This window comes from Paenibacillus sp. AD87, assembly GCF_001659845.1.
Taxonomy (GTDB): Bacteria; Bacillota; Bacilli; order Paenibacillales; family Paenibacillaceae; genus Paenibacillus; species Paenibacillus marchantiae.
Genome location: NZ_LXQN01000007.1, coordinates 1,727,253 through 1,739,423 on the forward strand (window position 1 = coordinate 1,727,253; position 12,171 = coordinate 1,739,423).

Here is a 12,171-nt window from a genome sequence, read left to right on the forward strand (position 1 = left end):
ATGGTATTCCGGTTAACGGAATACCTATGGCACAAATGAGGTGAAGGCAATGCATTCAAAAAGCAGATATATATGGGCTTATATGATGATCGCTCCGACGTTGATCGGAACGCTCGTTTTCTGGAGCTGGCCAGCTGTGTATTCCATCTATCTGAGCTTCCTGAAGTCCGAAAACTTCGGCCTTGTCAACCACTGGGTCGGTTGGGCAAACTACGAGAGATTATTTATGGACGAGGAGTTCTGGCAAAATCTACGTAATACGATACTTTATGTCGTGCTGTTTGTACCTACGACGATTATATTGTCAACGTTCTTCGCCGTACTGCTTAACGCAAAGATTAAGGGACAGTCTGTCTATCGGGTCATTTATTTTCTACCGCAGGTCACGATGGCGGCCGCGGCTGCTATGGTGTGGGTCATTATTTTCGCACAGGATTACGGACTACTGAACTCCGTACTCGGCACCCACATCGCGTGGATATCTGACAAGCGGTTCGCCATGTATGCTCTTGTCATGGTCGGTGTTTGGGGAGCGATTGGTTTTAACATGTTGCTGATCCTAGCTGGGCTTCAAGGAATTCCGCGCACTCTGTATGAGGCGGCTGAGATTGATGGCGCTGTTGGTTTTCGCAAGTTTCGTTCCATCACGCTCCCGCTATTAACACCAACGCTATTTTTTACGTCGATCGTGCTTGTGATCGGTGCCACTCAAATTTTTGACAGTATCTATCTGATTATTGGTAAAACGAACGTTGCGCTACCGGCCGTGCGTTCTCTCGTATACGCTTATTACCAAAATTCATTTATCTATTACGATCAGAACTATGGAGCAGCTATCGTCAACATGTTGCTGGTGATCAACCTAGTTTTGACGGGTATTCAGTTCATGCTGCAAAAAAAATGGGTGATTTACGATTGAGGAGGTACGAAAGTGAGCAGAGTTGTCTCTTCGAAGCATAGAAGCAATTTTATTATACATTTGGTTCTGATCGCTGGCGCAGCCGTCATGGTGCTTCCATTTCTCTGGATGATTCTTACGTCTCTCAAGACGACAACGGAGGCGACCCAGATTCCGATTACGATATTACCTGCCGAGCCGAGTTTCCGAGGCTATGTAGACGCCCTAAGGCAATCGGCCTTCTTGCATTATTATGCGAATACGCTGATGGCTGCGTTCATGAAGACGTTATTCCCTGTCGTCTTCAGCGCGATGGCGGCCTTTGCATTTGCGCGTATTCGCTTTCCGGGTAGAGGGCTGTGTTTTTTTCTGATCATTTCGGTCATGATGATTCCCAACCCAGTGTTCTATACACCGCAATATTTGATGATGAGCAAACTTGGATTGGTGAATACGACGACCGCACTTTGGATCACTTCGCTCGTCAGCCCATTTGCGACTTTTTTGCTGCGCCAGTTTTTCCTCGGCATCTCTAAAGAATTGGAGGAGGCGGCAGTGCTCGACGGATGCAATCCGTTTCAAATCTTTCGCTATATCATGCTACCCCTTGTCAAGTCAGCACTGGTTGCAGTCGTTATCATACAACTGCTCTGGTCATGGAATGAACTACAGTGGCCACTTATCATCAACAGTTCACCGGAAAAATTAACGCTGTCGGCAGGCCTTGCCACACTTGTCTCCATGTTCGGTACAGATTATCCTGTATTGATGGCTGGGGCGTTCATGGCCGTTATTCCGATGCTCATACTGTTTTTCATTTTCCAACGGCGGTTCATTGAGGGTGTTGCCTTCAGTGCCAGTAAGGGATGATCTTTTGAATTACGCCGATGTAATCTGTGAAAATGGATTGAGCGTACCACCACGTTTACTAAGCTTTTTGCATCAAGTAGAGACGAGGTGTGTTCTCGTTCATGCGTGGAGTTTCGAGCTGGAGAGGGGGTGAGTGAGACTGGCGAGCAAGTTCGTTGCCATATTTAATAGTTAATCTCATGCGAACAGGAGTGAAAGATGCAATGTCGAATGCAAGAATCGCAAGGCTAGGATTGATGATGGTCGTCTTTTGTCTACTTGGCTCGATAATGTTTATGAACTTCAAGCCCAACCATGCCTATGCGTCAGGGGAGTGGCAGGCCCAAACCTATGACCCGAACAAAGCAGGGCTGGAGCTAAATCCACTGAAGGGCTTTTTACCCTTCTCTAAGCTTCCCTCGGAAAGTGTTGATCCGAATAACAGTTTTCCGCACAGCATGGAATGGTTCTACGTTTCGCTTCGTGACCTGATGACGGATTGGAACACATACAACTGGGCACCGCTGGATGCCTATCTAAATGATATCGCTAGTCGGGGCAACCAGGCGGCTTTCCGTGTCTACGTTGACTACCCGGGGCGTACAAGCGGTATTCCGCAGTTTCTAATTAATGGCGGGCTTATGACCCGAGATTATGATCAGAACGGCAATCATGATACATCCACCCACAGTCTGGCCCCCGACTGGAACGACGCAAATCTGAATCAGGCTTTGCGACAGTTCGTCACCGCACTTGGGGCCCGCTATGATGGCGATCCTCGAATTGGCTTCCTGACAACCGGATTATACGGATTTTGGGGAGAGTGGCATACATGGCCCTACAATACGGACCCAACGAATTGGGAGATGAACCAAAGTAACCGTGACGGATTGCTTACGGCTTTCAAGAGTGCATTCCAGAAGACGCAGGTACTGGCCAGGTATCCTTATTCGGCGAGCACAGCAGATTTGAAAAACGCTTTCGGCTACCATGATGATTCTTTTTCGTACGAAACGTTGTTCGCGAATGACTGGGGATTCTGGAATTTGATTACGCAGAACGGCCTGCAGAACATCTGGAAGACTCATCCGATTGGTGGCGAATTATACCCACCCCTCCAGCAGGATACGAGTTTTTGGCAGCACTGGCCCAACCAAAACGGTGAAGACTTCCAGACCTCAGTCGAAACGACACACGCCTCTTGGCTAATGTATGATCGTGTGTACAAAAATTCTTTACCTGACGAGACGGCTAAGCTTAATGCGCTGCGAGCTCATAAAATGCTTGGTTATACGCTGTACAATTCATCGGTGCAGCTGAGTGATTCATCGGCGTCCTCACTGCAAGTCAACGTCAAACTCCAGAACAAGGGCGTTGCTCCGTTTTACTACAATTGGGAGGTCGAGTTCGGCGTACTGAATTCCTCCGACACATGGGTTAAGTCGCTTGGCACGAAATCATGGAATCTGAAAAGCATCTTGCCTGGAGACACAGACTATTCCTTCTCGTATAGTGCGAATCACAACCTTCCCGCAGGGGACTACAGGTTAGTCATGCGGATTGTCAATCCACTCACCGGCGGCAAGACCATTCGTTTTGCGAACACGCGTCAGGACGCGAACCTAAATGGCTGGCTAACACTGTCCGGTTTCCACGTTTCTGCGAGTGCTACGACTTCTACTTTACTGGCTGACCCACCCGTGACGCCAGTCACACCTCCGAATTCAGGTGTTAGCGCCTATGAGGCAGAGGCAGCGGGAAACACGTTAGCAGGTTCAGCGGTCATTGCGAACTGCACGACTTGCTCAGGTGGGGCAAAGGTGGGTTATTTAGGCAACGGTAGCGGCACGCTGAAGTTCAATAGTGTAACAGTGCCGTCAGCAGGCAACTACAAATTGACGATCCAGTACTTGAATGGTGAAGCGAGTCGCTCCGCCATATTAAGTGTAAATGGAGCGGCTGGTACATCGCTCAACTTTCCAAGTTCCGGCGCTTGGACAACAGTGGCTTCACAGGAGACGACAGTACATCTGCAGGCGGGGTCCAATACGTTGCTGTTCTCACAGCCGACGGGTTATGCCCCAGATATCGACCGCATCTTAGTGAGTGTGAACCCTACCGGTTCGGGAGGGTAAAGAAGGTCAGCCATCCCCTTCCAGTTAGACAGTTAAGAGAATGACTCTTACTGTTGAGTGAAGTGCACCCCTTAGAATAGACATTGGAAAAACCCCTGGGTTTGGCCGATGAAATTCTAGGGGGTGCATTTTTGTATGGCTAAAAAAGAGGCAATTCGTCTACATACTGTTGAGGGGTGGACATACCGTTTGTATGGACGTCTTCAGATGTAAGCGTGTACAATATGTAAATATATATCATTCCGTTTAAAAAATTGGGGGCTGGATATGAGGAAAACGTTATTTAATCGATTGCTGTTTTCTTATATGCCGATTTTTATTGTCGTGATCACGTTTACGTTTTTTGTTTTTTTTCAGATACTAAGCGAACAAAGCCGTAAGGAGGCGCTTAACGCCAACAAAATGCTATCATTACAGGCGATGCGTCTGATCGATACTTCCCTGAAGGCGATAGACAATATGATAATGTCGGAAACCATAAATAATAAGCAGTTGATTGATTTCTTTAATAATGAAGAGAAGAATAACATTTTCATCAACATAAGCGCAGTTAAAAAAATGCAGGATATGATATCCTATTACCCCATGATTGATTCGATCTATTTTGTGCGTTATGAAGACAATTTCGTGCTCAGTAATGCGACAAGTGATCAACTTAGCAACTACAGAGACGAGCCATTTATTAAAAAGGCTATGGATCCGCTCGCACCCAAGCAATGGTCGGGTATAAGAAGCTTCGAGCAGTTTTCTACAAAAGGGAGTAAGCCTGTCGTTAGTTTGGTACGAGGAGCGCCATTTATTACAGGGGAAAAAGGCATGATCGTCGTCAATGTGGCAACTGATTCGTTGCAGAACAGTATTGCTGACCTATACGATTCAAAAACAAGCTTTATCGGAATTCGGGACGCCGCGGGAAACGATTTGTTTAGTGACTTGCATTCTAAAGAACAATCAAAGATTTTCTCCAATTATGTATCGAGCTATAACGGATGGTCCTACCAAAGCGGACTTATAAATGGAAAGTTGTTCCATGTGATCTCTTCATTATATAATGTCTGGTTTATCATCGGTATCGTGACGATTGGGGGTGGTTTTGTATGGCTGCTCTATGTTACCAGACGCAATTCAAGACCGCTGGAACAGATTGTGGCGCGAATCCGCGGTTACCGTCTACCTTTGTCCAAGGAGATGGGAGATGAATTTTCCTTCATCGAATCGGCCTTGTCCAATATTATTGAGCAATCGAATCAGTATCAGCAAAAGCACGATGAAGATCTGCATCTGCGAAAAAGGTACTTGTTCCACCAACTCATTGAAGGTGACATGGGTTTAACCCATGAGGAATGGATAGGAGAAACAAACAGTCTTCAGCTTCCATACTCGTTTAATAAACAAGTCGTACTTGTGATCGAAATGGATAAATACAGTGATTTTTGCTGCCAATACTCCCGCAGAGACCAAAACCTTCTTAAATTCGCGCTACGCAGTGTTATTCAGGAGCTTGCTCCAAAATATGAGCTCGCGCTTTGGTCAGAGTGGACTTCGGCATTTCAGCTAAGCGTCATGGTAATTGTGGACAGCGAGGAGGAAGCAAGTACTTCCATAACACTCAAACTTTTCGAGAGCGTTCGTGTGTGGGTGCAGGAAAATCTGAAATTTACAGTAACGGTAGGTATCGGTGAACAGGTCGTAGAGCTTTCCAGCGTCGCAAATTCTTATAAAGAGGCACTTAGGGCGCTTAAATATAAAATAGTGTTAGGAGAAAACAGGCTCATTACTAGCGAACACATCACAAATCACGGCCAGGTTGAGGTGTTCTCACAATTAAATCTAATTCGATCCATCATCCAGTCGTTCAGACTTCTTGAGGACGAATGGAAGACGAAGTACGATAAGCTCATGAATGAAATGAAGCTAGGGTTGTTAACGAAAGATGAAATTACAAATCTAATGAATTATTTAATTTACTATTTGGGATTGGAAATATCCGGGATGACAAAAGAGGTCCAAGAAATATGGATGCGAGACGGGTTACCGAGGCTCAGTAAAATCATAGATGAGTGCCATTCACTCGAGCAAATGCGGGAAGAATCTTTGACCGTGTTGAACAGCTTTTTCACAGGTTTGAAGGAAGCGCAAAACAGGCGTTTGCATGCAGCTACCATTCGAGATATGCGGGAAATGATCGAAGAGGAGTATGCCAATCCGAACATGTCGCTTGAATATCTCAGTTCAATCTTTAACATTAATGGAAAATATGTAAGCAAGCTGTTCAGGGAAGAGACCGGACAGAAATTCGTCGACTTCTTGATTGACATCCGCCTGCAGGCCGCAAAGCGCTTGCTCACGGAAACACAAGGTTCCATGCAGGAGGTAGCTGAGAAGGTAGGTTATACAAGCGCGATCTCATTCAGCCGTGTGTTTAAGAAAGTGGTAGGCTACTCCCCAAGCGAATTCCGCGAAGAAGCAGCACGCAGACAGATCGGTTGAATTTGGTTAACTGGTTGAAAATGGTTTGCTACGCCTGCTTACCCAGCAGTTTCATAATGTATTTCATGCAGCAGCTCCGGCTAAACACGGAGCTGTTGCGCATTTTCAGGCCATGCGAAGACGGTTAAGTTAACGATTATTGTTTCTTGCTGCACCTGGTTATCCTACTTTACTATGTAGAATGTAAGCGCAAACAATTAGATCGAACGAAAGGAGAAGGAGCATATGTCAAGCATGCAAAAAAGAATCAGGAAACCCGAAACTTCAATGCAAGGCCAGCCACATGAACCGGCATTGCCTGACAGCAAATCATCATTACGCTTCATTGGGAAAAAAATGAAACGTCACTGGCAGTTATACTTGGTCGTATTTCTGCCGTTGCTGTATTTGGTCATTTTCAAGTATATACCTATGTCTGGCGTTGTCATTGCTTTCAAAGAGTACAACGTCATCCAAGGTATTTGGGGTAGCCCATGGGTCGGACTGAAATATTTCGAACAATTTTTTGAATCGCCAAACTTTTGGCTGTATTTGAAGAACACGCTTGGCATTAATTTGTACGGTTTGCTTGTTGGTTTTCCTGCTCCGATTCTATTGGCACTTGCATTAAATGAAATTCGTAACGGTTTTTTCAAAAGCAGTGTACAAATGATCACCTACGCGCCTTACTTTATTTCAACGGTTATCATGGTCTCAATTCTCATCGTAACTTTGTCGCCAAGTGTTGGGATTATTAGCAAGTTCACACAACTACTAGGCATTGAAAATACAAATTTCATGGGAATTCCGAGCTTGTTCAAATCGATTTATGTCTGGTCGGATGTATGGCAATTTTCAGGTTATGGTGCGATTATCTACATTGCAGCTTTGGCAGGAGTCAATCCTGAACTATATGAATCGGCAAAAGTGGATGGTGCGTCCCGGATGCAGAAAATTATTAATATTGACTTACCGAGCCTTATCCCTGTATCCGTCATTCTGCTCATATTGAATTTAGGGAATTTCATGAAAGTTGGCTTCGAAAAAGTATATTTGATGCAAAATCCCCTAAACATCAGCACTTCTGAAGTCATTTCTACCTATGTGTATAAGGTGGGACTGCTCAGCTCCAGCTTCAGCTTTTCGACTGCAATCGGTTTCTTCAACTCGATCATCAATCTGATTCTTCTTGTGAGCGTTAACTACATTGCCAAGAAATTATCCAATTCGAGTTTATGGTAGCAGCAAATCAGCAGAAAGGAGGAACAAATATGTTCAAAGCGTCAAGGATTCGGGAATCGTATGGTGATCGTTTGTTTCTACTCGGTGTCTATGCTTTTTTGAGCGTAGTGACGATTGTCGTCCTTTTTCCGCTCATCTTTATCATTTCATCATCGTTTAGCTCACCGCAAGCCGTCGTATCCGGCAAGGTGTGGCTGTTACCCGTCGACTTTACGCTGGAAGGCTATAAAGCGGTGTTTCGAAATCCACAAATCGTTTTCGGTTACTTGAACTCGCTCTATTATACAGTCATAGGTACAGCAGTCAACGTTGCTTTGACTGTTATGCTTGCTTATCCGCTCGCCAGAAAAACGTTCTACGGCCGTAATTTCATCATGGTCCTTCTAGTCATCACGATGATGTTCGAAGGAGGGCTTATCCCCTTATATCTCGTAGTAAAAAACCTTCATATCCTCGATACACGTTGGGCGATGATTTTGCCAGGAGCCATGGCGGTGTTTCAAGTGATTGTCGCTCGGACCTTTTTTCAGACCACGATTCCCGAGGAAATTGCGGAAGCTGCCGAACTCGATGGCTGTAGTGACATCCGGTTCATTACCAGTATGGTAATTCCGCTCTCCAAACCCATTTTGGCTGTGCTGACGTTGATGTATGCTGTGGGCCACTGGAATGCTTACTTCGATGCATTGATTTTCCTGAAATCTCCAGAATTGTTCCCGTTACAGATCGTGTTGCGTAACATTCTTATTCTGAACTCGATCGATCCGACTATGGTGACCAATGTTGATCAGATGTTGGCGCAGCAAGGGTTGAAGGACTTGCTTAAATATTCGCTTATCGTTGTCGCAAGCGCACCTGTCCTGATCATTTATCCGTTCGTGCAGAAGCACTTTGTTAAAGGTGTCATGATTGGTTCATTAAAAGGCTAATGACGGGGAGGTAGCTTTAAGGAGGTGAGGTCTTGAAGACCAGATAGAATGCTTCTGTAATTGAAATTTATGTTCGATAAATGGGAGGGGTCATAACTATGAAAACATGGAAAAAGTCATTCTCTTGCGTCCTCGGAGCTGCACTCTGTTTATCACTCGTCTTGAGCGCCTGTAGCGGGGATTCGAGCACAACTACGAATACACCTTCTGCTAGTGCACCAGAAGCAACTGACGTGTTTACGCCCGTTGGAGAATATCCGATTGTCAAAACGCCCATGACGATCAAAATGTTTGCTCCGCAGTACGCCGTCATAGAGAATATGGAAACCAATACATTCACGAAATACCTTCAGGACAAGACGAATATTCAAATAAAATGGGATCTCGTACCCGAAAAAGCGCTAAACGACCGCAAACAATTGATGCTGGCAAGCGGTGATTATCCTGAAGTCATTTTGCATGGGAGCTTAACCAAAGAAGAGCAGATGAAGTACGGCAAAGAGGGTGTGTTTATTCCTCTGAACGACTTGATTGATAAATATGCGCCTAACTTCAAAAAAGCAATGGCTGAACTGCCGTACCTGGAAAGTTCTATCACTTCACCGGACGGCAACATTTATGCACTTCCGCAAGTGAACGAGTGCTATCACTGCAACTATGCACAGAAGCTATGGATCAATCAGTCCTGGCTGGATAAGCTTGGGTTGAAAATGCCGTCAACGACGGACGAGTTTTATGAAGTGCTAAAAGCTTTTAAAGAAAATGATCCGAACGGTAACGGTATAAAAGACGAAATTCCGCTTACCGGCGCTGACGACATGTGGGCAGGGAACGTCGCTTCCTTCTTGATGAATTCGTTCATCATCGACGATCAGGTGGACAAAGACAACGGGACTTTTCTCCAGGTAAAGGACGGCAAAGTGGATTTCGTCGCCAATAAGGAAGAATGGAAGCAGGGATTATTGTACCTGAAAAAGCTCTATGCGGAAGGCCTGATTGATCCAGCATCATTCACACAAAACTCCGACGCCATCCAGCAATTGGGCAACCGTCAAGACGCGAATGTGATTGGCGGCATTACAACCGCTCTAATCAGTTACGCCCACAGCCCCGATGACAAACACCCACGTCATAAAGAGTATGTCACCGTGCCTCCCCTTAAAGGACCGAACGGTGTGCAGCAAGCTGGGTACTTTGCGGGAGTAAGTGTATCGCAGATGGCCATTACGAACAAAGCGACCGATGAACAGAAAATCGCTGCAATCCGTTTGGCTGACTACTTGTACACAGAAGAAGCCATTGTGAACCAAGAGCATGGTCCAGAAGGCAAAGGATGGCGTAAAGCAGAGGAAGGCGAGCTGGGGATGGACGGTAAACCGGCAACTTATGCAATTATTTCTGATGGTGAAACCAAAATGACGTATAACGACCGCTGGGATCAGCTTGGACCTTCCCTCCGCACATACCAATATCGAGACTCATGGGCAGCACTGCAGGACCCGCTTGCTGAAGGAGCTTACGAGGTACGTCTGAAACGTGAATCAGCCCAATATGAGCCGTTCCAATCGAAGGAGAATTATCCATCCAGCGTATTCATAGCATTGGAAGACACTCAGGTTGCGGCTCAACTAAAAACATCAATCCGAGATTACGTCAAGTCAAACATGGCTCAGTTCATTACGGGCAGCAAGGACATCGAGAAAGAATGGGATTCTTATGTAAAAGGTCTGGATGGTCTGCAGCTTGGTCAGTATATAGAAATTTACCAGAAGGCAATTGATACGAAATAATTCGAAATTTCCCCTAAATAATTCTACCTTCAAGTCTGACCTGGAGGAGGACCTGGAGGATTTCAGATTAGACTCGGAGGTGCAGTTTAAAGTGAACTGTGGTTTGCAAAACATGTTCTATAAGTATATGTGGTCGTCCAATTGGTGGAATCAGGGACGTGAAGACACGCAGGTGAAACACTTGGAACTTCGCTGCTGTAAAAATGACAGCGCCGCCTTCCAGGCATTGGTCAACTCAGATCAAGAGGATATGCTCGTTACGATTAACCGGGATGCATTGTTATGGAAGGGCGGGCCGATCAAAATCGTGCGCTGTGAGGTGGAGACGGATGCTCCCTGCAAGATCGATCTTCAGCTTATCGGGTTGATAGAGGACGATAATCGTGTTATGACTTCAGATGTTCTGCTGGATGAATCCTACCAATGGCTTAGGAAGCGTCAGATCCAACCTTTGTGGGTGGAGCTTCATGCCGATGATTCCGTTGTAAGCGGTCAATATGAAGGCAAGCTGAAATTCTACACGCATACGATGTTCGAGGATGAGGTTTTGGAGAAAGAACTGACGTTTCGTTTAACGATCAGTGAACAAGTGCTGCCAGAGCCTCAAAATTATACTTTCGTTTTGGACTTGTGGCAGCATAACTGTAATATTGCAAGAAAATATGATGTTTCCTATTGGACCGATGAACATTTTACGCTTCTTGATTCGTATCTTCACAGCTTATCTCAGCTCGGACAAAAGGCGTTGACGCTTGTTGTTTCAGAGGAGCCATGGAGCGGACAACGATCATTTATCGATGCTGAGCCATCCGACTTGAATGAATACAGTATCGTTCAAATCGTGAGACGGAGCGACGGTCGATTTGACTATGATTTTACGCACTTGGATCGGTATGTTGAGATAGGAGAGAAGCACGGAATATGCAAAGAAATAGAAGTATTCGGCTTGATCAATATTTGGAAGCATGAGGATGAAGGGTTTGGGGGAGTTGTGGATGATTACCCCGATGCCATTCGCGTCCGCTATTATGATGAAGAAACCGGGAGCTATAAGTTTATCCGAAATAAATCAGATCTTAGCGCTTATGTAGTGGCACTAGAGCAGCATTTTATCTCGAAAAAGTGGATTGACCGCGTTCGTGTTGTTGCGGATGAACCGGCTGATATCTGCTTATTTGAGGAAAGTTTAGCATGCTTACGCGAGATGGCGCCATCATTCCTCTATAAAGCAGCAATTAATCATACCGAGTTTATTCATAAACATATCAAAGGAATCGTTGATTATGTGCCTGTCCTTGACTGTGCTGCAGAGGAATTTGAACAGCTAGAGCAGCTAAGAAAAGTAGTGAAGGGGACATTTACGTTTTACGTTTGCTGCTCGCCAGAGAAACCCAACACGTTCCTCAGTTCGCCGTCAATTGAGTCTCGGGTGATCCCTTGGCTCGCAGAAAATCTGAAATTGGATGGCTTTCTACGGTGGAATTATACCGTGTGGCCCGACAAACCTCTGGAGAGGCTTTCCTATCGTCCTATGATTTGGAAGGCTGGGGATACCAATTTCGTTTACCCGGGAAAAAGGGGCAAACCGCTGCTTTCACTGCGTTATAAGTGGCTGCAGCGAGGCATCCGCGATTATGAATATATGCAGATAGCAAAGCAGAATGGACAGGAAGAGCAGGTTGAAAAGATTCTCCAGCGAGTATTTCGATTCAATCATCCGAGAGAGCTTGCACCCTCCTCTGGCAAAACGGCCATGCAATTATACAGTTTTAATATCGAGGACTACGATCGACTATATGAGATTGAGAACGGACAAACAGAATGAACAGCTGTATTAAACAATGGGGTGAGAAAGGTGT

General features: G+C 45.5%; 8 protein-coding genes. All 8 read left to right on the plus strand.

The features are described 5' to 3' along the window. Nucleotides 1-49 precede the first annotated feature (49 nt). The 8 genes from gpAD87_RS07910 (at nucleotide 50) to gpAD87_RS07945 (ending at nucleotide 12,137) form a co-directional block, all read left to right on the plus strand. Nucleotides 50-919 (plus strand): carbohydrate ABC transporter permease, encoded by an 870-nt coding sequence (locus gpAD87_RS07910; RefSeq protein ID WP_064637318.1) that lies wholly within the window; start codon nucleotides 50-52, stop codon nucleotides 917-919. 12 nt (nucleotides 920-931) lie between these two features. Next, the gene (locus gpAD87_RS07915; RefSeq protein WP_064637320.1) at nucleotides 932-1,768 is read left to right on the plus strand and encodes a carbohydrate ABC transporter permease; all 837 of its coding nucleotides are present in this window, start codon (nucleotides 932-934) and stop codon (nucleotides 1,766-1,768) included. Between the two features lie 203 nt (nucleotides 1,769-1,971). Then, a complete protein-coding gene (locus gpAD87_RS07920; protein ID WP_064637322.1) occupies nucleotides 1,972-3,882 on the plus strand; it encodes a DUF4832 domain-containing protein in 1,911 nt (636 codons plus the stop codon). Between the two features lie 267 nt (nucleotides 3,883-4,149). Further along, nucleotides 4,150-6,372 (plus strand): helix-turn-helix domain-containing protein, encoded by a 2,223-nt coding sequence (locus gpAD87_RS07925; RefSeq protein WP_064637324.1) that lies wholly within the window; start codon nucleotides 4,150-4,152, stop codon nucleotides 6,370-6,372. Between the two features lie 267 nt (nucleotides 6,373-6,639). Then, entirely contained in the window at nucleotides 6,640-7,593 is a 954-nt protein-coding gene (locus gpAD87_RS07930) for an ABC transporter permease (protein ID WP_064640796.1), read from the plus strand. 29 nt (nucleotides 7,594-7,622) lie between these two features. Further along, complete coding sequence (locus tag gpAD87_RS07935; protein ID WP_064637326.1) at nucleotides 7,623-8,522, plus strand: carbohydrate ABC transporter permease; 900 nt, start codon at nucleotides 7,623-7,625, stop codon at nucleotides 8,520-8,522. 98 nt (nucleotides 8,523-8,620) lie between these two features. Next, complete coding sequence (locus gpAD87_RS07940) at nucleotides 8,621-10,312, plus strand: ABC transporter substrate-binding protein (protein ID WP_197521383.1); 1,692 nt, start codon at nucleotides 8,621-8,623, stop codon at nucleotides 10,310-10,312. Nucleotides 10,313-10,391: 79 nt separating this feature from the next. Beyond that, a complete protein-coding gene (locus gpAD87_RS07945) occupies nucleotides 10,392-12,137 on the plus strand; it encodes a DUF4091 domain-containing protein (protein ID WP_231952470.1) in 1,746 nt (581 codons plus the stop codon). The last annotated feature ends 34 nt before the right edge of the window (nucleotides 12,138-12,171 follow it).

Excerpts from the sequence above, each read along its gene's own strand:
- gpAD87_RS07940 (WP_197521383.1), top strand. The coding sequence starts at position 8,621 with ATGAAAACATGGAAAAAGTCATTCTCTTGCGTCCTCGGAGCTGCACTC.
- gpAD87_RS07930 (WP_064640796.1), top strand. The coding sequence starts at position 6,640 with ATGCAAGGCCAGCCACATGAACCGGCATTGCCTGACAGCAAATCATCA.
- gpAD87_RS07910 (WP_064637318.1), top strand. The coding sequence starts at position 50 with ATGCATTCAAAAAGCAGATATATATGGGCTTATATGATGATCGCTCCG.
- gpAD87_RS07925 (WP_064637324.1), top strand. The coding sequence starts at position 4,150 with ATGAGGAAAACGTTATTTAATCGATTGCTGTTTTCTTATATGCCGATT.
- gpAD87_RS07935 (WP_064637326.1), top strand. The coding sequence starts at position 7,623 with ATGTTCAAAGCGTCAAGGATTCGGGAATCGTATGGTGATCGTTTGTTT.
- gpAD87_RS07920 (WP_064637322.1), top strand. The coding sequence starts at position 1,972 with ATGTCGAATGCAAGAATCGCAAGGCTAGGATTGATGATGGTCGTCTTT.